Origin of the sequence: Streptomyces sp. SAI-170, from assembly GCF_049739565.1 — a bacterium.
Classification (GTDB): Bacteria; Actinomycetota; Actinomycetes; order Streptomycetales; family Streptomycetaceae; genus Streptomyces.
In genome coordinates, this window is the sequence record NZ_JBMGQD010000001.1 from 3,803,874 (window position 1) to 3,825,920 (window position 22,047).

Consider the following 22,047-nt stretch of genomic DNA (forward strand, 5'->3'; position numbering starts at 1 on the left):
GAGGTGACGGGCGACGTGACGCGTGACGTAAAGGGTGACGTGACGGGCGAGGCGACCGACCAGGCGCCGGGCGCGCCGGGCGAGTGGCGCGGGTGGCGGGCCGCCACACAGACCGCGCTGTACGGGCCGGACGGCTTCTACCGCAGGCCGGAGGGCCCGGCCGGGCACTTCCGTACGTCCGTGCACGCCTCGCCGCTGTTCGCGCGGGCCGTGGCCCGGCTGCTGGACCGGGTCGACGAGGCGCTGGGCCGGCCGCAGCGGCTGGACTTCGTCGACATGGCCGCGGGCCGGGGCGAGCTGGCGGCCGGGGTGCTCGCGGCGCTGCCTGCCGAGGTGGCGGCACGCGCGTGTGTGTACGCCGTCGAGATCGCCGGGCGCCCGGACGGTCTCGACCCCCGGATCGAGTGGCTCGCCGAGCCGCCGAGGGCCGTCACCGGGCTGCTGTTCGCCAACGAGTGGCTGGACAACGTCCCCGTGGAGGTCGCCGAGGTGGACGCCGCGGGCGTGCCCCGGCTGATCCTCGTACGGGAGGACGGGACGGAGCGGCTCGGGGAGCCGGTGTCGGGTGCCGACGCCGAGTGGCTGGCGCGCTGGTGGCCACTGCCGGGCGAGGAGGGGCTGCGTGCGGAGATCGGGCGGCCCCGGGACGCCGCGTGGGCCGAGGCGGTCTCCTGTGTGGAGCGGGGGCTCGCGGTGGCGGTCGACTACGCGCACACCGCCGACGCGCGCCCCCCGTTCGGGACGCTCACCGGCTTCCGGGAGGGGCGCGAGACGACGCCCGTGCCGGACGGGTCGTGCGATGTGACGGCGCACGTCGCACTGGACGCGTGCGCACTCCCCGAGGGGCGCCTGCTGTCCCAGCGCGCCGCCCTGCGCGCCCTGGACCTCACCGGCGCGCGCCCCCCGCTCGCACTCGCGTCCACGAACCCCGGGGAGTACGTACGCGCCCTCGCGAGCGCCGGGGAGGCCGCCGAGCTCACCGCTCCGGGCGGCCTCGGCGACTTCGGCTGGCTGATCCAGTCGGTTGGAATTCCGAACCCACTGGCGGAGCAGGCCGTCTGACCTCCGTACGCCCTACTTGTCGATGTCGCCGACCACGAAGAACATCGAGCCCAGGATCGCGACCATGTCCGCCACCAGCGTGCCCGGCAGCAGCTCGGTGAGCGCCTGGATGTTGTTGTAGGAGGCCGAGCGCAGCTTCAGCCGGTACGGCGTCTTCTCGCCCTTGCTCACCAGGTAGTAGCCGTTGATGCCGAGCGGGTTCTCGGTCCACGCGTACGTGTGCCCCTCGGGCGCCTTCAGCACCTTGGGCAGGCGCTGGTTGATCGGGCCGGGCGCCAGCTCGGCGAGCCGGTCCAGGCAGGCGTCGGCCAGGTCCAGCGCGTTGTGCGTCTGCTCCAGGAGGCACTCGAACCGGGCGAGGCAGTCGCCCTCCTGCCGCGTGACCACCTTCAGGACGTCCTGCAGCTCCCCGTACGCCAGATACGGCTCGTCCCGGCGCAGGTCGAAGTCGACGCCCGAGGCGCGCGCGATGGGCCCGCTCACGCCGTACGCGTGCACGGCCTGCGGCGTCAGCTCCCCGACACCGCGCGTGCGCCCGCGGAAGATCTCGTTGCCGAGGACCAGGTCGTCGAAGACGTCCATGCGCGAGCGCACCGCGGCGACCGCGCCACGCGCGCGTGCGGCCCAGCCCGCGGGCAGGTCCTCCTTGAGGCCGCCGACGCGGTTGAACATGTAGTGCATGCGCCCGCCGGAGACCTCCTCCATGACGTTCTGGAGCACCTCGCGCTCGCGGAACGCGTAGAAGACCGGCGTGATGCCGCCCAGCTCCAGCGGGTAGGAGCCGAGGAACATCAGGTGGTTGAGCACCCGGTTCAGCTCCGCCAGCAGGGTGCGCGTCCACACCGCGCGCTCGGGCACCTCCATGCCGAGCATGCGCTCCACCGCCAGGACGACGCCCAGTTCGTTGGAGAACGCCGACAGCCAGTCGTGGCGGTTGGCCAGCATGATGATCTGCCGGTAGTCGCGCGCCTCGAACAGCTTCTCCGCGCCCCGGTGCATATAGCCGATCACCGGCTCCGCGCTGGTGATGCGCTCGCCGTCCAGGAGCAGCTTGAGCCGCAGCACGCCGTGCGTCGACGGGTGCTGGGGCCCGATGTTGAGCACCATGTCGGTGCTCTCCGCGGCGCCGCCGATTCCGACCATCGTCTCCGTCTGAGGAGTCATGGACACAGTCTCCCCTACGTACGCTGGCCGTATGGAGACGGGGAGCCCACGGGGCGGGGAAGCGGCGGGGGCCGGGACGGCCGCGCCGGCCGGGTCGGATCCGAGCGACGCGCAGTGGACCGGGCTGCCGCCGGGGCTGCTGCGGATGCGGCGGACGCTGCTGGTGGCGTGGCTGGGCCTCGCCGCGGTCGCGGCCGGTCTGCTGCTCGGCCTGCTCGCCGGTCCCGCCTGGGCGGCCTTCGCCCTGCTCCCGCCGGCATTCATCGCCTGGGGCTGGGTGCTGCTCGGCCGCAACTGGCGCTCCTGGCGCTACGCCGAGCGCGCCGACGACCTGCTGATCAGCCGCGGCGTGCTGTGGCGCACGGTCACCGTCGTGCCGTACGGCCGTATGCAACTGGTCGAGGTCACCTCCGGGCCGCTCGAACGCCACTTCGGGCTGGCCGGCGTCCAGCTGCACACCGCGGCCGCCGCGACCGACGCCAGGATTCCTGGCCTGGACCCGGCCGAGGCGGAACGCCTGCGCGACCGGCTCACCGAGCTGGGCCAGGCCCGATCGGCGGGGCTGTGAACGGGCCGGGGGCCGAGGGGGGCGTACGGCCTGAGGAGGGCGTACGGCCCGAGGAGGGCGTACGGCCCGAGGAAGGCGTACGGCCCGAGGAAGGCGTACGGCCCGAGGAAGGCGTACGGCCCGAGGAAGGCGTCGTCGAGCGGCGGCTGCACCCCGTCACGCCGCTGCGGCGGGCCTGGGCGCCCATAGCCGTGGTCATCGGATGGGCCGTGCACGATCCGGGCCAGACGCAGCGCCAGCTGGAGCGGCTCACGACCACGACCCTGCTGATCGCCCTGGCCGTCGTCGTCCCGGCCGCCGCCCTCTACGGCTTCCTGACCTGGTGGTACACCCACTTCGCGGTCACCGGCGCCGAGCTGCGCATCCGCACGGGCCTGGTGTTCCGGCGCACCGCGCACATCCGCCTGGAGCGGATCCAGGCCATCGACGTCAGCCGGCCGCTGCTCGCGCGGATCGCGGGCGTGGCGAAGCTGCGGCTGGACGTCGTAGGAGCCGACAAGAAGGACGAACTGGCCTTTCTGGGGGAGCGCGAGGCGCGTGCGCTCCGCGCGGAGCTGCTGGCGCGCGCCGCCGGTTTCGCGCCCGAGACGGCGCACGAAGTCGGCGAAGCGCCGGCGCGCAGACTGCTGCAGGTGCCCCCCGGCGTACTCGCCGGCTCGCTGCTGCTGACCGGCGCGACCTGGGGGGCGCTGGCCGCCGCGCTCGTCGTACCGCCTGTGCTGTGGGTGGCCACCCACAGCCTGTGGACAGTCCTCGCGACCGCGCTGCCGTTGCTGGGCGCGGCGGGCGCGAGCAGCGTGGGGCGGTTCGTCGCCGACTTCGACTGGACGGTCGCCGAGTCCCCGGACGGGCTGCGCATCGACCGCGGGCTGCTGGACCGCAGCCACGAGACGGTGCCGCCGGGCCGGGTGCAGACCGTGCGGATCGTGGAGCCGCTGCTCTGGCGGACGCGGGGCTGGGTGCGGGTGGAGCTGGACGTGGCCGGGTCCTCGAACTCCGTCCTGGTGCCGGTCGCCCCGCGCGAGATCGCCGAGTCGCTCGTCGCGCGCGTGCTGCCCGGGGTGACCGTACCGCCGTACGCGTCACTGTCCCGGCCGCCGCGGCGCGCGGGCCGGTGTGTGCCGGTGTGGTGGCGCGGGCACGGGCTCGCGGTCTCCGACGCGGTGTTCGCCGTGCGGCGCGGGCTGCTGCGGCGCAGCCTCGACCTCGTCCCGCACGCCAAGGTGCAGAGCGTACGGCTCACCCAAGGGCCCTGGCAGCGCCTGTGGCGGCTCGCCGACGTCCATGTGGACACCGGCGCCGACAAGAGCGTCACGGCCCGGCTGCGGGACGCCGAGGAGGCGGCGCTGCTGCTGCGGGGCCAGGCGGAGCGGTCCCGCACCGGACGCCGGGACGCCCTGCCCGACCGGTGGATGACGCCGTGACGCCGGAGGGCGGCACGCGCGTGCGTGCCGCCCTCCCGGATGTCGTGACCGCGTGTCAGGATGCCGCGCTGCGCAGCCCCTGGACGTCGATCTGCTCGGTCTCGTCGTGCGCGGTCAGGTCGATCACCTGGCCGACGGCCCGGGTCTCCTCGCCCGCCGGGCGGAACCGCGCCTCGGACTCGGCCTTGTGCAGATCGAGCGCCTCCTGGCCGACGACGTCGGCGAGGTCCTCGTTCTGCACCGCCGCGAGCGCCGCGGGCTCCGGCGCCTTGGTGCCGAAGAAGTCGAAACCGCCCTCGACCGTCGGACGCCGCGCGGGAGCGGCCGGTACGACGGCCACGGCGGTCGGCACGGCGAAGTGGCCGCCGACGGGCTGCGGGGCGGGGTCGGCGGGGACCTGGACGCCCTCGGCCTCCTGGGCCTCCGTGGTCTCTTGGGCGTCCTGGGTGCTGCCCTGGCTTTCCTCGCTGCCCTGGCTTTCCTCGCCGCCCTGGCTTTCCTCGCCGCCCTGGCTTTCCTCGCCGCCCTGCGGGGAGGTGCGTACGTCCGTGGCGGTGTCGGGCGCGCGGTCCCGCGCGGGGGTCGATGCCTCGGCCTGCGGGGCGTTCGGGGCGGCGGCCGCGCGCTCGTGACCGGCGGCCGCCTCGGTCTTCCCCTGCGCCTCGTCCTCCGGCGCGGCCTCCGCAGCGGTGCCGCCGTTCCCTTCGGGGGCAGCGGTCTGCGCAGGGGTCCTGTCGTCGCCGGCGAAGCGGCTCAGGGCGGCGTTCGCCCGCAGGAACAACTGCGAACCCTCCGGCGAGAACACCCCGGGCCGCTCGGGCTCCGCCACGCGCGCGTGGTCGGCCTCGGCGGTGCCGGGCTGCCGCGAGGCCGCCTCCACCTCGGCGGGCCGGGGCGCCGGTACGGGCGGCAGCGCCGCACGCGCGGGAGTGCCTGACTCGAGCTCCAGCAGCCGGCGGCCCTCCAGCGCGCTGGCCCGCTCGGTCTCCGCCGTGGCGTAACGGCGCAGCAGGGCCGCGTGTTCGTTGCGCAGCTTCGCCAGCTCCGCGCGCTTCGCCCGCAGCCGCTGCTCGAGCTTGCCGCGCAGTTCGCGCGACTCGTCGAGGTCGGACTCCAGTTCGGCGACCCGCTCCTCATGGCGCCACTCGTCGCTCGCACGCGCGCGTGCGAGGTCGGCGACCTGCTTGCCCGCCTGCGTGTCCCAACGGCGCATGACGACCGCGCCGGTGACCGCGGTGACCGCGGCCACGGCGGCGAGAGAGCGCAGCAGCGCCGCTTCCGTGAACACCCAGGGGCCGAGCGCGCAGACGACGGAGACGCCTGCGATCGCCGACGGCGGCAGCAGCCTGTGCAGAGGCGGGGAATGGCGGTGACGTCCACGTGGCATGGCCAGAAACTTACCGCGCGTAGGCGAGTCGTGGTGCCCTGGGTCACAAAAACACAGGCACACCAGAGCCTTCACAGGGCATCAGGCGTTCACGACGCGCGGGCAGGTGCGCGAGCCGAGTGAACCTCCCTCGCGAACTCACCGTCCTAGAGGGCGCAATGTCGCCGGATGCCCGAATCGGGCACCGGCACCGAGCCCTCTCGCGGAACCACGGGAAGCGATGTCTGCCAGGGAAGAACAGGACATGACGGGCAGGGCCCAGGCCCCGCCCGGCGGCACACGGCACCTGCCGCGCGGTCCACGCCCGGAGTCCGTGCCCGTCCTCGTCGCCCGCGCGGGCACGCTGGTGGGAGTGCTGGACATCGCCGCCGGCGTCGTCCCGCGCTTCCGGTACAGCCGTATGCACACCCTCGCCGAGGTACTGCCGGGCGCGCTCGGCCCGTTCGCCGCCGCGCTGTCGCTGAGCGCCGGTGTGCTGCTGCTTCTGCTGGCGCACGGTCTGAAGCGCGGCAAGCGGCGGGCCTGGCGCGCCGCCGTCGTGCTGCTGCCCCTCGGTGCCTTCGCCCAGTTCACCTACCGCAGTTCCGTCCTCGGCGTGGTCGTCCCGCTGGCGCTGCTCTGGCTGCTGCTGCGGCACCGCGAGCAGTTCGCCGCACTGCCCGACCCGCGCGGACGCCGGCACGCGCTCGCCAACTTCGTCCTGATGGGCGCCTTCTCGGTCGTGCTCGGGCTGATCGTGGTCAGCGCCCATCCGAGCCGTACGGTCGGCAACCCCAGCCTCGCCGACCGCCTCGCCCACGTCCTGTACGGCCTGTTCGGCCTCGACGGGCCCGTCGACTACCGCGGCACCACCTCCTGGACGGTCGCCTTCTCCCTCGGCGCCCTCGGCCTGCTCACCGCCGTCACCACCCTCTACCTCGCCCTGCGCCCCGAGCACCCCGCCGCCCGTCTCACCCCCGAGGACGAGACCCGGCTGCGCGCCCTGCTGGAGCAGCACGGCGGCCGCGACTCCCTCGGCCACTTCGCGCTGCGCCGCGACAAGGCCGTCGTGTTCTCCCCCAGCGGCAAGGCCGCCGTCACCTACCGCGTCGTCTCCGGTGTGATGCTCGCCAGCGGCGACCCCATCGGCGACGTCGAGGCCTGGCCCGGCGCCATCGAACGCTTCATGGACGAGGCCCGCGCCCACTCCTGGACCCCCGCCGTCATGGGCTGCTCCGAGACCGGCGGACAGGTGTGGACCCGCGAGACCGGCCTGGACGCCCTCGAACCGGGCGACGAGGCGGTGATGGACACCGCGGATTTCTCCCTGGCCGGCCGCCCGATGCGCAATGCGCGCCAGATGGTCAAGCGCATCGAGCGCGCCGGTTACGAAACCCGGGTACGACGTGTCCGCGACCTCGGTGACACCGAGCCGGAGCGCCTCCGCCGCGCCGCCGACGACTGGCGCGGCACCGACACCGAGCGCGGCTTCTCCATGGCCCTGGGCAGGGTCGGCGACCGGCCGACGGTGACTGCCTGATCGCCACGGCCCACCTCGCCGACGGTGACTGTCTGATCGCCACAGCCCACCTCGCCGACCGCGACCGCCTGACCCCCACCGCCCACCTCGCCGACGACACGCCCGGCCCCTACGGCGACCTCCGGGCGGTCCTGCACTTCGTGCCTTGGGGCCCCGACGGCGTCTCCCTGGACCTGATGCGGCGTGACCGCGCGGCCGACCCCGGCGTCAACGAACTCCTCATCGTCACCGCCCTCCAGGCGGAGGGGTTCCTGCGCCCCGCCCCGCCCGTACCGTGCGCTCTGCGCCGCCACGCGCGCCGTTCGCGCCCCTGCGCGCACGCCCTGCCGAACCGGGATCCGCGCGGTGTGACCCCGGACAGGCCCGGGCACGGACCCCGCCCCCCTCCGCTCCCGGCGCCGGTGCCCGGGCCGCACGCCGTTCCCGCCCCTCGCGGGGCCTACGCTGAACATATGAGCAAGCAGAGCGGACGCGGGCGCGTCGCGGGCCTCCCGGAATGGGACCGCTGCGCGGTCATGGGAGTCGTCAACGTGACCCCCGATTCCTTCTCCGACGGCGGCCGCTGGTTCGACACCACCGCCGCCATCAAGCACGGCCTCGACCTGGTGGCCCAGGGTGCCGACCTGGTCGACGTCGGCGGCGAGTCCACCCGCCCCGGCGCCACCCGCGTCGACGAGGACGAGGAGCTGCGCCGTGTCGTCCCGGTCGTCCGCGGCCTCGCCTCCGAGGGCGTCGTCGTCTCCGTCGACACCATGCGCGCCTCCGTCGCCGCCCAGGCCCTCGCCGCCGGTGCCGCCCTGGTCAACGACGTCAGCGGCGGCCTCGCCGACCCCGCCATGATCCCGGCCGTCGCCGACACCGGCGCGCCCTTCGTCGTCATGCACTGGCGCGGCTTCCTGGAGGGCGGCAACGTCAAGGGCCGCTACGCCGACGTCGTCGCCGAGGTCGTCGACGAACTCCACACGCGTGTGCGGGCCGTCCTCGACGGCGGCATCGCCCCCGACCGCATCGTCGTCGACCCCGGCCTCGGCTTCTCCAAAGAGGCCGAGCACGACCTCGCCCTGCTCGCCCACCTCGACCGGCTGAGCGGCCTCGGCCACCCGCTGCTCGTCGCCGCGTCCCGTAAGCGCTTCCTCGGCCGCGTCCTCGCCGGTCCCGAGGGCGCCCCTCCGCCCGCCCGGGAGCGCGACGCCGCCACGGCCGCCGTCTCCGCGCTCGCCGCGCAGTCCGGCGCGTGGGCGGTGCGCGTGCACGAGGTGCGCGCGACGGCGGACGCGGTACGGGTCGCACGCGCCGTGGAAGGGGCGCGCACCGGCGCCCCCGCGACGGACGCGCACAGCGGGCGCCCCACGACCGAGCACCCCACGACCGGTCGCCCCGCGCGCGAGCAGCCCGCCGCGCCGGAGCGGACATGAGCCACCGGGTGGGCATGAACGCGCGCACGCCGGGCGCCGACGCGAGGCACCTGGTGCACGAAGAGAGCCGCGCGCCGAGCGCCTTTCTCCACGGCCCCGCGCATGACGAACCCCGCGCGCCGGGCACCCCTCTCCGCAGGCCCGCGCCCGCCGAACCCCACGCGCCCCGCGCGGCAGCGACGCGCCCCGCGCACACAACCGACCGCGCGCCCGGCGCGCACCCTCACGAAGGAGCCCGGTGAGCGCCCCTCACACCGACGTCGAGCAGGTCGAAGCCGCCAACACCGCCTTCTACGAGGCCATGGAACGCGGCGACTTCGACGAGCTCTCCTCGCTCTGGCTCACCCCGTCCGACCTGGGCGTCGACGAGGAGTACCACGACCCCGCCGACACCGGAGTGGTCTCCTGCGTCCACCCCGGCTGGCCCGTCCTCACCGGCCGCGCCGAGGTCTTGAGGTCGTACGCGCTGATCATGGCGAACACCGACTACATCCAGTTCTTCCTCACCGACGTGCATGTCTCCGTCACCGGCGACACCGCCGTGGTCACCTGCACCGAGAACATCCTCAGCGGCGGCCCCGCCCCCGAGGCCGGCGGCGAGCTCGGCCCGCTCGTCGGCCAGCTCGTGGTCGCCACGAACGTGTTCCGGCGCACTCCGGACGGCTGGAAGATGTGGTCGCACCACGCCTCACCGGTGATGGCGGAGAACGACGAGGAAGACGACGAGGACACCCCGGCCTGAGTGGGTAGGCGTCCCAGCGAGGACACCGCGCAGCACCGCACCCCCCACAGGGACCAAGAAGTGGTTGGAATCACGGTCCCCTGGGTAGGGGCGGCTACCGACCCGTGAGGCGCCGGGTTCCCCAGGGAGAACACCCGCTGAACACCCCGGGCCCCGGCCCGGACCCACGCCCCGTGGCCCGGCGCTGTCAGTGCCCGCAGGTAGATTCGTTCGAGGCCGGTGTACCGCCCGCACGCGGTAGGGACCGGCCGTCACCGACGATTGCAGGAGTGATTCGCGTGGATCGTGTCGCGCTGCGCGGCCTGAAGGCCCGCGGGCACCACGGTGTGTTCCCCAAGGAACGCGAAGAGGGCCAGACCTTCATCGTGGACCTCGTCCTGGGCCTGGACACCCGACCGGCCGCGGCCGACGACGACCTGGCGAAGACCGTGCACTACGGCATCGTGGCCGAGGAGGTCGTGGCCGTCGTCCAGGGCGAGCCCGTCAACCTCATCGAGACCCTCGCCGAGCGCATCGCCCAGGCCTGTCTGAAGCACGACGGGGTCCAGGAGGTCGAGGTCTGCGTCCACAAACCGGACGCGCCGATCACGGTCCCCTTCGACGACGTGACCATCACGATCACCCGGAGCCGAGTATGACCGCATCGTTCACCGAGGGTCCCAGCGACCCGACCGTACAGCCGGTGCCCGCCTCCGTCGTCGAGAAGGTCGACGCCGCCGACACCACCCTGCACAACCCGCGCCGTGCCGTGCTCTCCCTCGGCTCCAACCTGGGCAACCGCCTGGAGACCCTCCAGGGCGCGATCGACGCCCTGGAGGACACCCCCGGCGTCCGCGTCAAGGCCGTCTCCCCCGTCTACGAGACCGAGCCCTGGGGCGTGGAGCCCGGCAGCCAGCCCTCGTACTTCAACGCGGTCGTCATCCTCAAGACCACCCTCCCGCCGTCCTCCCTGCTGGAGCGGGCCCACGCGGTCGAGGAGGCCTTCCACCGGGTGCGCGAGGAGCGCTGGGGCGCCCGCACCCTGGACGTCGACATCGTCGCCTACGCCGATGTCGTCTCGGACGACCCGACGCTCACGCTGCCCCACCCGCGCGCCCACCAGCGCGCCTTCGTCCTCGCTCCCTGGCACGACGTGGAGCCCGGCGCCCAGCTGCCCGGCCTCGGCGCCGTCGCCGAGCTGCTGGACACCGTCACCGGCGAAGGCGTGGCGCCGCGCAAGGACCTGGAACTCCGGCTGCCCGAGTAGTCGTTAAGGTCAACACGACCAGGCACGTCCGGGGGGAGCTGAAGGGACACCGTGAGAGAGCTGCGCATCAGGGTGCTGGCAGGCGTGTTCGTCGTCGCCGGAATCCTGTCCTGGGCGGGCGCCCGCCTGTGGAACTCCGTCGGAACGCTCCCCAGCGTCCCCCTGGCCGCCCCCATCGTGCTGGCCGTGATCGCCGCGATCCTCCTGGCCACGGCCCTCTCCCTGCGCGGTCGCCTCAAGGCCCAGCGCGAGCGCCGACCGGGGGCCAAGGGCGTCGACCTGCTCATGGCCGCCCGCGCGGTCGTCTTCGGCCAGGCCAGCGCCCTGGTCGCCGCCCTCGTCGCCGGCATGTACGGCGGCACGGGCGTCTTCCTGCTGGAGTACCTCGACATCCCCGCCCGCCGCGACCAGGCCATCTACGCCGGCTTCTCCGTCCTCGCGGGCATCGGCGTCATAGCGGCAGCCATCTTCCTGGAGCGCGTCTGCAAGCTCCCGGAGGACGACGAACACAACGGCGCGGGCGCGGCGCCGGCGGCCTGAGCGTCACCAGGGCTGCCGGGCCAGGTGGCCGTTGACCAGGAAGCCGGGATAAGGGTCCAGGCGGTAGCTGTAGAGCGTGAACGGCTTATTGCCCTCGGCCCTGCGCAGGCGGACGTCGCGGACTTCGACCCAGGTGGACTCGACGAGACCAAGGCGGTGCCGCTCGGGTTCGAAGGTGCCACGCGACGGCCAACTGTCAGCGATAGCGAGCCGCGACGCCACGCCGACGCTCGGCGTGAACCGGGCTCCGACGACACGGGCAAGCTCCGCGAGAAAAGGGACATTGGCACTGACCAGCATCCGGCCCGACCAACCGGTGATCCGGCAGCCGTCTCCGTCCGCGTAGCCATCGAGGAAGCCGTCGAAGGTCTCCCGATCGCGCAGGACGACGCGAGGAAACCTCTGCCGCATATGGTGCGCATCGCCGCCCACGTACTGCCGCATCAGGTCCGCCAGGTAGGACGAGACGACCCGCACCCGGAAGCCGGGAACGGGTCGTTGTAGGTAGCCGGAGGGCCGCGTGACCGGTTCCAGCCGCGCGCCCAGCCCGGTTGCGGCGGTCAGGCAGCGCGCATAGCGCTCGGCGAAACCTCTGTCGTTGACCACCAGCGACACATAGTTCTCGCCGACCGTCCCGTCCGAGCACGTCGCTCCGAGCAGGTAACCGAACTCGTAGCCCGGCGTGATGGTCAGCCGCTCCCGGCACAGCTTGCGTGCAGGGGTCCAGGCAAGAACAGCCCCCTTGGTGTCTCGGGCGTGACACCAGCCGTCGGGCGTACTCAGCATCTGATCCGACGCGACGGTGAACGTCACATGATCGGTGACCACGTCCACCAGCTCTCGGACCTTGGCGGTCACCACGTCCGTCACCGACGTGGCTACCGTTCGGCCACAGTCCAGAGTCCACAGACGGCACCCCACCCGCACACTCCGAGCCTGAAGGCGCCCGTCGACGCCGTTCACCGTCTGCCTGCTGGGCAGCCCGTACGCCACCGCGATCCCCCTTGATCAGCGATCACCCACTGATCAAGGACGGTACCGGGCACCACTGACGATCAGGTCAGCGCGCCAGTATCAGGCTCATCGCCTCAGCCCGGGTCGTAGCGTCCCGAAGCTGCCCCCGCACAGCCGACGTCGTGGTCTTGGCGCCGGGCTTGCGGATGCCCCGCACGGACATGCACATGTGCTCGGCCTCGATGACGACGATCGCACCCCTCGCCTCAAGAATCCGCATGAGGGAGTCGGCGATCTGCGTGGTGAGCCGTTCCTGCACCTGAGGACGCCGGGCGAACACCTCGACCAGGCGCGCCAGCTTCGACAGACCGGTGATCTTGCCCGTTTCAGCCGGAATGTACCCAACATGTGCTACGCCATGGAATGGCAGCAAATGATGTTCACAGAGGGAAACGATCTCAATGTCCCGAACAAGGACCATCTCGTCGTGCCCGAGGTCGAACGTCGTCGTGAGGACGTCCTCCGGCTCCTGCCGAAGTCCCGCCAGGAGTTCCCGATAGGCCCGCGCCACCCGCCCCGGCGTCTCCTTGAGGCCCTCGCGGTCCGGGTCCTCGCCGACCGCGATCAGCAGTTCGCGTACGGCGTTCTCGGCGCGCTTCTCGTCGAACTCGCCGATGGGGCCTTCGCCGTCCAGCGTCACGGGGTCGGTCATCTGGTGCCTCGTTCCTGAGCCTGTCGCGTAGGGATCACGCGTCTTACATGCGGGCATGCGAAATGCCGCGCCCTCCAGGCTAGAACCAGGGGGGCGCGGCATCCATTCCGGGCCCGGTGAGGTCACCGGAGCCGGGGTGTCAGCTCTCGGGGCGGTCCTCGGTGACCGGCTCGACCGCAGGGGCGGCGTCGGTCGTCGTGGACTTGGCGGTGCTGATCGCCGGGGTCGAGCCGTTGGCACCGTTGGTCAGTGCGAGCTCCTTGGGGGAGAGCACCGGCGGGCGGGTGGACGGCGTGCGGCGGGAGGAGCCGGTCCAGGCGGGCCGGGGCGGACGCTTGACGATCGGGGCGAAGATCTCGGCGATCTCCTCCTTGCCCAGCGTCTCCTTCTCCAGCAGCTGAAGCACCAGGTTGTCGAGGACGTCGCGGTTCTCGACCAGGATCTCCCAGGCCTCGTTGTGCGCGTTCTCGATGAGCTTCTTGACTTCCTCGTCCACCAGGGCGGCGACCTCTTCCGAGTAGTCGCGCTGGTGGGCCATCTCACGGCCGAGGAACGGCTCGGTGTTGTCGCCGCCGAACTTGATGGCGCCGAGACGCTCGGTCATGCCGTACTGGGTGACCATGGCCCGGGCCGTGGCGGTGGCCTTCTCGATGTCGTTCGCCGCGCCCGTGGTCGGGTCGTGGAAGACGAGCTCCTCCGCAGCGCGGCCGCCCAGCATGTAGGCCAGCTGGTCCAGCATCTCGTTGCGGGTGGTGGAGTACTTGTCCTCGTCCGGCAGGACCATCGTGTAGCCCAGCGCGCGGCCGCGGCTGAGGATCGTGATCTTGTGGACCGGGTCGGAGTTGGGGGAAGCCGCCGCGACCAGGGCGTGGCCGCCCTCGTGGTACGCGGTGATCTTCTTCTCCTTGTCCGACATGATCCGGGTCCGCTTCTGCGGGCCCGCGACCACGCGGTCGATCGCCTCGTCCAGCATGTGGTTGTCGATCAGCTTCTTGTCCGAGCGGGCCGTGAGCAGCGCGGCCTCGTTCAGCACGTTGGACAGATCGGCACCCGTGAAGCCGGGGGTGCGGCGAGCGACGGCCGCCAGGTCGACGTCCGGTGCGACCGGCTTGCCCTTCTGGTGAACCTTGAGGATCTCCAGACGACCCTGCATGTCCGGGCGGTCGACCGCGATCTGGCGGTCGAAGCGGCCGGGGCGCAGGAGGGCCGGGTCGAGGATGTCGGGGCGGTTGGTGGCGGCGATGAGGATCACGCCGCCCTTGACGTCGAAGCCGTCCATCTCGACGAGCAGCTGGTTCAGGGTCTGCTCGCGCTCGTCGTGACCGCCGCCGAGGCCGGCGCCGCGGTGGCGGCCGACCGCGTCGATCTCGTCGACGAAGACGATGGCCGGGGCGTTCGCCTTGGCCTGCTCGAACAGGTCACGGACTCGGGAGGCACCGACACCGACGAACATCTCGACGAAGTCGGAACCGGAGATCGAGTAGAACGGCACGCCCGCCTCGCCCGCGACAGCACGCGCGAGCAGGGTCTTGCCGGTGCCGGGCGGGCCGTAGAGCAGCACGCCCTTGGGGATCTTGGCGCCGACGGCCTGGAACTTGGCGGGCTCCTGGAGGAACTCCTTGATCTCCTGGAGCTCCTCGACGGCCTCGTCCGAGCCGGCGACGTCGGCGAACGTGGTCTTGGGGGTGTCCTTGGTGATGAGCTTGGCCTTCGACTTGCCGAAGTTCATCACTCGGGAGCCGCCGCCCTGCATCTGATTCATCAGGAACAGGAAGACGACCACGATCAGGACGAAGGGAAGCAGGGAGAGCAGGATGCCCACGATGGGGTTCTGCTTGGACGGCGAGACGGTGTAGCCGTCCGGAATCTGCTTGTCCTGGAACTTCTGCTGCAGCGTGCCGGCGATGGTCACGCCCTGGTCGCCGATGTAGCTCGCCTGGATCTTCGAGCTGCCCTCGACCTTCTGGCCGTCCTTCAGCTCGACCTTGATGGTCTGTTCGTCGCCTGTGGTCAGCTTGGCCGATTCGACCTTGTTCTCATTGATCGCCTGGACGACCTGGCCGGTGTCCACCGTCTTGTAGCCACCGGACGAGCCGACGACCTGCATCAACACGACCACGGCAAGGACGGCCAGCACGATCCACATGACCGGCCCACGGAAGTATCGCTTCACGTCCATCCATACGGAGCGGTGCCGCCCCGTCCCTCCTGCCATAGTGAGTTTGATAAGACAGTTCTTCTGACGGTACCCCAGCATTGTCGCCCGAAGCCGCACGGACGACTGGCGAACGACTGGCGATGGCCGTCTGGATGCTCCAACGGCCAGGCGCCCGCCGGGGTTCCCGATCTTCGTAAGGGGCTGGGCCCTTCGGGTCAGCCGCCGTAGACGTGGGGCGCGAGCGTACCGACGAACGGCAGGTTGCGGTACTTCTCGGCGTAGTCGAGGCCGTAGCCGACGACGAACTCGTTGGGGATGTCGAAGCCGACCCACTCGACGTCGATGGCGACCTTGGCCGCGTCGGGCTTGCGCAGCAGGGTGCACACCTTCAGCGACTCGGGCTCGCGGGAGCCGAGGTTGGACAGCAGCCAGGACAGGGTCAGGCCGGAGTCGATGATGTCCTCGACGATCAGGACGTGCTTGCCCTTGATGTCGGTGTCGAGGTCCTTGAGGATCCGCACCACGCCGGAGGACTGGGTGCCGGCGCCGTACGACGACACGGCCATCCAGTCCATGGTGACGGGGGTGGACAGCGCCCGGGCGAGGTCGGCCATGACCATCACCGCGCCCTTGAGGACTCCGACGATGAGCAGGTCCTTGCCCGCGTACTCCGCGTCGATCTTCGCGGCCAGCTCGGCCAGCTTCGCGTCGATCTCTTCCTTGGTGATGAGCACCTGCTTGAGGTCGGCACCCATGTCTTTCGCGTCCACCCGCATCACTTTCGGTCGTCCCACACCGGCCGTCCGGCCCCTCCGTGGGGAGGGACCGGGGATCTCCCAGGGGGAGAGATTCAGCCTTGCCGAATCACCAGTCTGCCACCCTGGCGCTGGGCCACGACTTTGCCGGGGAGGTTGATGGCTCCCTGACCGCGCCAGCCGGTGATCAGCCGGTCGACCTCCTCGATGTGGCGGGCGAACAGCGCGCCGGCCGGTGCGCCCGCCTCGATGGCCGCGCGGCGCAGGATCCGGCGGCGTACGGCGGGCGGCAGGGCGTAGAGCTTGGCGCATTCCAGCAGCCCGGCGGCGTCGCGGACGGAGGCCTCCGCCTGGCCGGCCCAGGCGTCGAGGGCGTCGGCGTCGTCGCGGGAGAGCTGGGCCGTTCGGGCGAGGGCCTCGATGACGCCCTTGCCGAGGGCCTTCTCCAGCGCGGGCAGGCCCTCGTGGCGCAGCCGGGAGCGCGTGTAGGCGGGGTCCGTGTTGTGCGGGTCGTCCCAGACGGGCAGGGACTGGACCATGCAGGCCTTGCGCGCGGTCTGCCGGTCGAGCTGCAGGAAGGGGCGCCGGTAGCGGCCGTCGGCCCCCGAGACCGCGGCCATGCCGGACAGGGAGCGGATGCCGGAGCCGCGGGCGAGTCCGAGCAGGACGGTCTCGGCCTGGTCGTCGCGGGTGTGGCCGAGCAGGACGGCGGCGGCACCGTGGCGTGCGGCGGCGGCGTCGAGGGCGGCGTAGCGGGCGTCGCGGGCGGCGGCTTCGGGTCCTCCGTCGCGGCCGACGGTGACGGTGGCGGCTTCGACGGGGTCGAGGCCGAGTCCGCGCAGGCGCAGGACGACTTCCTGGGCGCGCAGGTCGGAGCCGGCCTGGAGGCCGTGGTCGACGGTGATGCCGCCGGCCCGGATGCCGAGCCGGGGCGCCTCGAAGGCGAGGGCGGAGGCGAGCGCCATGGAGTCGGCGCCGCCGGAGCAGGCGACGAGCACGAGCGGCGTCGGGGGGCGCTCGTGGGCGGTGCCCTGCTGGGCGGGGGTGTGGTCGTTGAGGATGTCGTGGAGGACGCGGCGGACCGCCAGGCGTATCGCCGCGACCGCAGGATGGGGACCCATGTCCGGTTCCCTTCATGAAGTTGTCGGGGGTGAGCCCCGAGTTCGGTCACTCAGAGTGTGTAGATGGTGACAGAACCGGGCCGTTCCCCGAGCATTGCACGCCTGTTCATGGCTCACGGTCCCTCGGACGGGTGATTGGAGGGGCGTTCGCCTGCCGTCGGCCGAAAGCGGTTCACACCCTTCGCTCGGATCTCACGCGTCGGGCCTTCCGTGCACCCGTGCGATCCAGTCCGCCGGTTTGGCGATCTCGCTCTTGGTGGGGAGCGTGTTCGGGGACGTCCACACGCGGTTGAAGCCGTCCATGCCGACCTGTTCGACGACGGCCCGTACGAAGCGTTCGCCGTCGCGGTACTGGCGGAGCTTGGCGTCCAGGCCCAGCAGTCGGCGCAGCGCGAGGTCCAGGCGGGAGGCGCCCTTGGCGCGGCGCTGCTGGAACTTCTCGCGGATCTCGGCGACGCTCGCGACGACCTCCGGTCCCACTCCGTCCATGACGTAGTCGGCGTGGCCTTCGAGCAGGGACATCACCGCGGTCAGGCGGCCGAGGATCTCGCGCTGGGCGGGCGTCTGGACGATCTCGACGAGGGAGCGGCCGCCGTCGTCCTCCTCGCCTTCGGGGCGGCCCCCGGCGAGCGACTGGGCGGCCTCGCGGATGCGTTCGAGGACGGTGCCGGGGTCGACGTCGGTCTCGGCGAGGAATGCCTGGATCTCGCCCTCGAGGTGGGCGCGCAGCCAGGGCACGGCGGTGAACTGGGTGCGGTGGGTCTCCTCGTGCAGGCACACCCACAGGCGGAAGTCATGGGGTTCCACGTCGAGCTCGCGTTCGACGTGGACGATGTTCGGCGCGACGAGCAGCAGCCTGCCGCCGCCGTTCTCGCCGGCCGGCAGGTCGCGCGTGGAGGGGGCGAAGGTCTCGTACTGGCCGAGCACCCGGGAGGACAGGAACGACAGCAGCATGCCGAGTTCGACCCCGGTGACCTTGCCGCCGACCGCGCCGAGCACGGCACCGCCGGGGCTGCCGGAGCGGCGCTCCTGCATCTTGTCGAGCAGGGGCTTGAGGATCTCCCGGAACCCGGCGACGTTGGCCTTGACCCAGCCGGGGCGGTCGACGACGAGGACCGGGGTGTCGTCGAGGCCGTCGACGCCGAGCCGGGTGAAGCCGCGGACGTGCTCCTCGGAGGCCTTGGCGTGCCGGCGCAGCTCGGCGACGACGGCACGGGCCTCGTCACGGCTGATCTCGGGGCCCGGCCGTACGAGCCGGGTCGCGGTCGCCACGGCGAGGTTCCAGTCGATCATTCCGGCAGATGCGGCACCACCGATGCTGGTCATGCGTCAACGGTACGTGAGCGCTGCCGCTGGGGGCAGAGCGTTGCCCGCCGCGCCCGCCCGTGGCTACCGGCAGCCGCAGGCCGCCAGTGCCGTCGCGGTTTCGTCCAGGGCCTTCTGTGTCGCCGTCGGGTCGACCGTTCCCGAGGTGAGGAACGCGAAGGCCAGCAGGTGGCCGTCTCGGTCCACGACCGTGCCGGCCAGAGCGTTCACGCCGGTCAGGGTGCCTGTCTTGGCTCGTACGAGGCCGGCGGCGCCGTCGGTGTAGCGGCTGGTCAGGGTGCCGGTGAAGCCGGCCACCGGCAGGCCGGTCAGGACGGGGCGGAGCTCCGGGTGGGCGGGGTCGGCCGACTTGGCGAGCAGGGCGGTGAGCAGGCCGGTGGTGAGGCGGTCCTCGCGGCTGAGGCCGCTGCCGTCGGTGAAGACGGCGCCCTTCGTCGGCAGGCCGAGCTTCTTCAGCCGGGTGTGCACCGCGCGGCCGGCACCGGCGAAGTCGGGGCGCTCACCGGAAGCGAGGGCGATGTGGCGTACGAGGGCCTCGGCGATGTCGTTGTCGCTGTTGGTCAGCATGCGCTCGACGAGGGTGCCGAGCGGCGGCGAGGAGACGGTGGCGAGCGTCTTCGCGCGCGTGGTGGCCTTGGAGGGGCCGGGCTCGGTGGTCGTGATGCCGTGGGACTTCAGCAGGTCGCCGAAGACGCGCGTGGCGTCGGCGGCGGGCTCGGCCGTGCGCGGGGCCGGGCCGCTGCCGGAGTCGTCGGTGCGGGCCTCGTCGGCCATCAGGGACGTCACCGGGGCGAGGTTGTCGTTGACCCCGATCGGGTGGAGTTCGGGACCGGCGTAGAGCGTGATGTCGTACGACAGCGTGACCTGGTGTACGCCGCGTGCGCGCAGTTCCTTGGCGGTGCGGGCGGCGAGGGTGCGCAGGCTCGCCCAGCCCTCGGGGTCCTTGCGGGCGGTGAGGGTGGGGTCGCCGCCGCCGACGAGGACGAGTTCGCCGGTGTCGGGCTCCAGGGCGGCGCGGGTGGTGAGGCGGTGGTCGGGGCCGAGGGCGGACAGGGCCGCGACGGCGGTGGCGACCTTGGTGGTGGAGGCGGGGATGAGGGCCTCGTCGGCGCCGGAGCCGTACAGGCGGCGGCCGGTGGCCAGGTCGACGACCGAGGCCGCGTGCCGTTCACCGAGCGCGGGGCCGGAGAGCAGGGGGTTCAGGACGTCGGCGAGGGGGCGGGCGCCCGGGACGGACTTGGTGACGGGGGCGGCGCCGCCGAGTCCGGTGAGGACGGAGACGGCGCTCGGGGCGGGGCGGGGTGCGGCGGCCGTCGCACCGGAGCCGTGATCTGCGCCACCTGTGGCCTCGTGGGCGGCTGCCCGCTCCCGCTCGGCCGTACGCTGACCCGTGGAATCCCAGGGCCCCGCGGCGGTCACGACGCCGGCGGCCAGCGCCAGTCCGGCGGTGGCGGCGCCCGCGGTGTACTGCCAGGTTCTGACCCTTGTGACCTGCGGGTTTGCGGCCCGTACCCACCGCGCGACCCGCGGTTTCGCGGCCGCCGTGACCCGACCCAGACGAGGTCGTACGGCGTTCGAGACCCGCGCCATCCGCGCGGTCGCCGCCCGCCAAGGCCTCAGCTCTGGCACGACACCAGCCCCTTTCGCGATCACACACCTGCGTGAGGGACACTTAATCACCAGAACTGTGCGCTGATCATGGAGGAACCACCGGTGGAGTTCGACGTCACGATCGAGATCCCGAAGGGTTCGCGGAACAAGTACGAGGTGGACCACGAGACCGGTCGGATCCGCCTGGACCGTCGCCTCTTCACCTCGACCGCCTACCCGACCGACTACGGCTTCGTCGAGAACACTCTCGGCGAGGACGGTGACCCGCTGGACGCGCTGGTCATCCTGGACGAGCCCACCTTCCCGGGCTGCCTCATCAAGTGCCGCGCGATCGGCATGTTCCGGATGACGGACGAGGCCGGCGGCGACGACAAGCTGCTGTGTGTCCCGGCGACCGACCCGCGCGTGGAGCACCTGCGCGACATCCACCACGTGTCGGAGTTCGACCGCCTGGAGATCCAGCACTTCTTCGAGGTCTACAAGGACCTGGAGCCCGGCAAGTCCGTCGAGGGCGCCGACTGGGTCGGTCGCATCGAGGCCGAGGCCGAGATCGAGCGGTCCTACAAGCGCTTCAAGGACCAGGGCGGCCACTGAGTCCGCTGTTCCGAACGGGCCGTACGCGCACGCGTGCGGCCCGTTCGGGTACCTGTGCGCATACTGGCCTGGGTTCGGTGTCGTACAGGGAGCGCTGCTTTAAGTGACGGAAGCGGAGGACCGCAAACCGCAGTCGGACGAGGCGAGGAGCGCGTTCGCGCCGCCTGCCGGGGTCGGGCCGGTGGATCCCGTGGAGTCGGAGTCGTCGACGACGTCGGAGTTCGCGATTCCCGCGGGCCTCGACGTCCATCCCGCCGACGCGGAGCCGGAGGGGTCGGCGTTCAGCACACCGAGCACCTACAGCGCCAAGGCCGCGCCGCCCGCGTTCACGCCCGCGACCGGGATACCGGTGGTGAGCCTGACCAACGGCGGGCCGTGGCAGGACCGGATGCGCACGATGCTGCGGATGCCGGTGGCCGAGCGGCCCGCGCCGGAGCCGGTGCAGCGGGCCGAGGAGGGCGGCCCCGCCGTCCCGCGTGTGCTCGACCTGACGCTGCGACTCGGTGAGCTGCTGCTGGCGGGCGGGGAGAGCGCCGAGGACGTGGAGACGGCCATGTTCGCCGTCTGCCGCTCCTACGGCCTGGACCGCTGCGAGCCGAACGTCACCTTCACCCTGCTGTCGATCTCCTACCAGCCGTCCCTGGTGGACGACCCGGTCTCGGCCGCCCGGACCGTACGGCGCCGCGGCACCGACTACACGCGGCTCGCGGCCGTGTTCCAGCTGGTCGACGACATCTGCGACGCGGAGACCCATGTCTCGCTGGAGGAGGCCTACCGGCGCCTCGCCGAGATCCGCCGCAACCGGCACCCCTACCCGACCTGGGCACTGACCCTGGCGAGCGGACTGCTGGCCGGTGCGGCCTCCGTGCTGGTCGGCGGTGACCCGATCGTGTTCGTCGCGGCCGCGCTGGGCGCGATGCTCGGCGACCGGCTGGCCTGGCTGTGCGCGGGGCGGGGGCTGCCGGAGTTCTACCAGTTCACCGTCGCCGCGATGCCGCCCGCCGCGATGGGCGTCGCGCTGACCCTCGCGCACGTCGATGTGAAGGCCTCCGCGGTCATCACCGGTGGACTGTTCGCCCTGCTGCCCGGACGGGCCCTCGTGGCGGGCGTGCAGGACGGGCTGACCGGCTTCTACATCACCGCCGCCGCCCGGCTGCTGGAGGTCATGTACCTGTTCGTGGGCATCGTCGTCGGGGTGCTCGTGATGCTGTACTTCGGCGTCCAGCTCGGCGCGCAGCTCAACCCCGACGCCGCTCTGGGCATCACCGAGCGGCCCGTCGTGCAGATCATCGCCTCGATGCTGCTGTCCCTGACCTTCGCCGTGCTGCTCCAGCAGGAACGGTCCACCGTGCTCGCCGTCACCCTCAACGGCGGCGTCGCCTGGTCCGTGTACGGCGCCATGCACTACGCCGGCGGCCTGTCCCCCGTCGCCTCCACGGCTGTGGCGGCCGGCCTCGTGGGCCTGTTCGGGCAGCTGCTGTCCCGGTACCGGTACGCCTCTGCCCTGCCGTACACGACCGCGGCGATCGGGCCCCTGCTGCCGGGCTCCGCGACGTACTTCGGGCTGCTGTCCATCGCGCAGAACGAGGTGGACAAAGGGCTCGGGTCGTTGACGAACGCCGCCGCGCTGGCGATGGCCATCGCCATCGGGGTGAACCTGGGGGCGGAGGTCTCCCGGCTGTTCCTGCGTCTGCCGATCGCCGCCGACGGGGCGCGGAAGGCCGCCAAGCGCACCAGGGGCTTCTGACC

General features: G+C 72.2%; 19 protein-coding genes and 1 pseudogene. 11 read left to right on the top strand and 9 right to left on the bottom strand.

Annotation, left to right across the window (positions count from 1 at the left end; genetic code table 11):
- Nucleotides 1–39: 39 nt before the first annotated feature.
- Complete coding sequence (locus RKD23_RS16955) at nucleotides 40–1,062, top strand: SAM-dependent methyltransferase (protein WP_424858259.1); 1,023 nt, start codon at nucleotides 40–42, stop codon at nucleotides 1,060–1,062.
- A 12-nt stretch (nucleotides 1,063–1,074) separates the two neighbouring features.
- Here RKD23_RS16955 and RKD23_RS16960 read toward each other — a convergent pair whose 3' ends face one another.
- Nucleotides 1,075–2,226: an NADH-quinone oxidoreductase subunit D gene (locus RKD23_RS16960; protein ID WP_404038142.1), complete on the bottom strand. Its 1,152-nt coding sequence runs from the start codon at nucleotides 2,224–2,226 to the stop codon at nucleotides 1,075–1,077.
- A 31-nt stretch (nucleotides 2,227–2,257) separates the two neighbouring features.
- Here RKD23_RS16960 and RKD23_RS16965 point away from each other — a divergent pair, with 31 nt between their 5' ends.
- Nucleotides 2,258–2,794 carry a PH domain-containing protein gene (locus tag RKD23_RS16965; RefSeq protein ID WP_424854419.1) on the top strand — a complete coding sequence of 179 codons (537 nt, stop codon included), beginning with the start codon at nucleotides 2,258–2,260 and terminating at the stop codon, nucleotides 2,792–2,794.
- A gap of 146 nt (nucleotides 2,795–2,940) precedes the next feature.
- Nucleotides 2,941–4,218 carry a PH domain-containing protein gene (locus RKD23_RS16970; RefSeq protein WP_424858260.1) on the top strand — a complete coding sequence of 426 codons (1,278 nt, stop codon included), beginning with the start codon at nucleotides 2,941–2,943 and terminating at the stop codon, nucleotides 4,216–4,218.
- A gap of 55 nt (nucleotides 4,219–4,273) precedes the next feature.
- Here RKD23_RS16970 and RKD23_RS16975 read toward each other — a convergent pair whose 3' ends face one another.
- Complete coding sequence (locus tag RKD23_RS16975; protein WP_424854420.1) at nucleotides 4,274–5,605, bottom strand: hypothetical protein; 1,332 nt, start codon at nucleotides 5,603–5,605, stop codon at nucleotides 4,274–4,276.
- A 244-nt stretch (nucleotides 5,606–5,849) separates the two neighbouring features.
- On the opposite strand from RKD23_RS16975, the pseudogene RKD23_RS16980 reads away from it, so the two are divergent.
- The 6 genes and pseudogenes from RKD23_RS16980 to RKD23_RS17005 all read left to right on the top strand — a co-directional run.
- A pseudogene (locus tag RKD23_RS16980) lies at nucleotides 5,850–7,366 on the top strand (phosphatidylglycerol lysyltransferase domain-containing protein); the annotation flags it as partial.
- A gap of 210 nt (nucleotides 7,367–7,576) precedes the next feature.
- Nucleotides 7,577–8,539, top strand: a complete 963-nt coding sequence (gene folP, locus RKD23_RS16985; protein ID WP_424858261.1) for a dihydropteroate synthase — start codon at nucleotides 7,577–7,579, stop codon at nucleotides 8,537–8,539.
- 238 nt (nucleotides 8,540–8,777) lie between these two features.
- Complete coding sequence (locus RKD23_RS16990; protein ID WP_404038132.1) at nucleotides 8,778–9,281, top strand: nuclear transport factor 2 family protein; 504 nt, start codon at nucleotides 8,778–8,780, stop codon at nucleotides 9,279–9,281.
- A gap of 278 nt (nucleotides 9,282–9,559) precedes the next feature.
- On the top strand, nucleotides 9,560–9,919 hold the full coding sequence (folB, locus tag RKD23_RS16995) for a dihydroneopterin aldolase (protein WP_424854421.1): 360 nt from the start codon (nucleotides 9,560–9,562) through the stop codon (nucleotides 9,917–9,919).
- Nucleotides 9,916–10,527 (top strand): 2-amino-4-hydroxy-6-hydroxymethyldihydropteridine diphosphokinase, encoded by a 612-nt coding sequence (gene folK, locus RKD23_RS17000; protein WP_404038126.1) that lies wholly within the window; start codon nucleotides 9,916–9,918, stop codon nucleotides 10,525–10,527. Before folB ends, folK begins: the two co-directional genes overlap by 4 nt.
- Before the next feature lie 51 nt (nucleotides 10,528–10,578).
- Nucleotides 10,579–11,067: a DUF3180 domain-containing protein gene (locus tag RKD23_RS17005; protein ID WP_424854422.1), complete on the top strand. Its 489-nt coding sequence runs from the start codon at nucleotides 10,579–10,581 to the stop codon at nucleotides 11,065–11,067.
- A 3-nt stretch (nucleotides 11,068–11,070) separates the two neighbouring features.
- Here the strand turns inward: RKD23_RS17005 and RKD23_RS17010 are convergent, their stop codons facing one another.
- The 7 genes from RKD23_RS17010 to dacB all read right to left on the bottom strand — a co-directional run bounded on the left by RKD23_RS17010 (nucleotide 11,071) and on the right by dacB (nucleotide 19,683).
- Nucleotides 11,071–11,937, bottom strand: a complete 867-nt coding sequence (locus RKD23_RS17010; RefSeq protein WP_424854423.1) for a hypothetical protein — start codon at nucleotides 11,935–11,937, stop codon at nucleotides 11,071–11,073.
- Between the two features lie 190 nt (nucleotides 11,938–12,127).
- Nucleotides 12,128–12,733 carry a GTP cyclohydrolase I FolE gene (gene folE / locus RKD23_RS17015; RefSeq protein ID WP_424854424.1) on the bottom strand — a complete coding sequence of 202 codons (606 nt, stop codon included), beginning with the start codon at nucleotides 12,731–12,733 and terminating at the stop codon, nucleotides 12,128–12,130.
- 139 nt (nucleotides 12,734–12,872) lie between these two features.
- Nucleotides 12,873–14,912, bottom strand: a complete 2,040-nt coding sequence (gene ftsH / locus RKD23_RS17020) for an ATP-dependent zinc metalloprotease FtsH (RefSeq protein ID WP_424854425.1) — start codon at nucleotides 14,910–14,912, stop codon at nucleotides 12,873–12,875.
- 194 nt (nucleotides 14,913–15,106) lie between these two features.
- Nucleotides 15,107–15,667 (bottom strand): hypoxanthine phosphoribosyltransferase, encoded by a 561-nt coding sequence (gene hpt / locus RKD23_RS17025; protein ID WP_067028163.1) that lies wholly within the window; start codon nucleotides 15,665–15,667, stop codon nucleotides 15,107–15,109.
- A 74-nt stretch (nucleotides 15,668–15,741) separates the two neighbouring features.
- The gene (tilS, locus tag RKD23_RS17030; RefSeq protein WP_424854426.1) at nucleotides 15,742–16,767 is read right to left on the bottom strand and encodes a tRNA lysidine(34) synthetase TilS; all 1,026 of its coding nucleotides are present in this window, start codon (nucleotides 16,765–16,767) and stop codon (nucleotides 15,742–15,744) included.
- Nucleotides 16,768–16,959: 192 nt separating this feature from the next.
- The gene (locus tag RKD23_RS17035) at nucleotides 16,960–18,093 is read right to left on the bottom strand and encodes a zinc-dependent metalloprotease (protein WP_424854427.1); all 1,134 of its coding nucleotides are present in this window, start codon (nucleotides 18,091–18,093) and stop codon (nucleotides 16,960–16,962) included.
- Between the two features lie 63 nt (nucleotides 18,094–18,156).
- Entirely contained in the window at nucleotides 18,157–19,683 is a 1,527-nt protein-coding gene (dacB, locus tag RKD23_RS17040; protein WP_424858262.1) for a D-alanyl-D-alanine carboxypeptidase/D-alanyl-D-alanine endopeptidase, read from the bottom strand.
- Nucleotides 19,684–19,806: 123 nt separating this feature from the next.
- On the opposite strand from dacB, the gene RKD23_RS17045 reads away from it, so the two are divergent.
- Nucleotides 19,807–20,298 carry an inorganic diphosphatase gene (locus tag RKD23_RS17045; RefSeq protein WP_404038105.1) on the top strand — a complete coding sequence of 164 codons (492 nt, stop codon included), beginning with the start codon at nucleotides 19,807–19,809 and terminating at the stop codon, nucleotides 20,296–20,298.
- Nucleotides 20,299–20,401: 103 nt separating this feature from the next.
- Nucleotides 20,402–22,045, top strand: a complete 1,644-nt coding sequence (locus RKD23_RS17050; RefSeq protein ID WP_424854428.1) for a threonine/serine ThrE exporter family protein — start codon at nucleotides 20,402–20,404, stop codon at nucleotides 22,043–22,045.
- Nucleotides 22,046–22,047: the final 2 nt, after the last annotated feature.

Bases quoted from the DNA above. Each gene is read 5' to 3' on its own strand.
- RKD23_RS16960 (WP_404038142.1), bottom strand. From the start codon at position 2,226: ATGACTCCTCAGACGGAGACGATGGTCGGAATCGGCGGCGCCGCGGAG.
- RKD23_RS16965 (WP_424854419.1), top strand. From the start codon at position 2,258: ATGGAGACGGGGAGCCCACGGGGCGGGGAAGCGGCGGGGGCCGGGACG.
- RKD23_RS16975 (WP_424854420.1), bottom strand. From the start codon at position 5,605: ATGCCACGTGGACGTCACCGCCATTCCCCGCCTCTGCACAGGCTGCTG.
- folP (WP_424858261.1), top strand. From the start codon at position 7,577: ATGAGCAAGCAGAGCGGACGCGGGCGCGTCGCGGGCCTCCCGGAATGG.
- folK (WP_404038126.1), top strand. From the start codon at position 9,916: ATGACCGCATCGTTCACCGAGGGTCCCAGCGACCCGACCGTACAGCCG.
- folE (WP_424854424.1), bottom strand. From the start codon at position 12,733: ATGACCGACCCCGTGACGCTGGACGGCGAAGGCCCCATCGGCGAGTTC.
- ftsH (WP_424854425.1), bottom strand. From the start codon at position 14,912: ATGGACGTGAAGCGATACTTCCGTGGGCCGGTCATGTGGATCGTGCTG.
- hpt (WP_067028163.1), bottom strand. From the start codon at position 15,667: ATGCGGGTGGACGCGAAAGACATGGGTGCCGACCTCAAGCAGGTGCTC.
- tilS (WP_424854426.1), bottom strand. From the start codon at position 16,767: ATGGGTCCCCATCCTGCGGTCGCGGCGATACGCCTGGCGGTCCGCCGC.
- RKD23_RS17035 (WP_424854427.1), bottom strand. From the start codon at position 18,093: ATGACCAGCATCGGTGGTGCCGCATCTGCCGGAATGATCGACTGGAAC.
- dacB (WP_424858262.1), bottom strand. From the start codon at position 19,683: ATGGCGCGGGTCTCGAACGCCGTACGACCTCGTCTGGGTCGGGTCACG.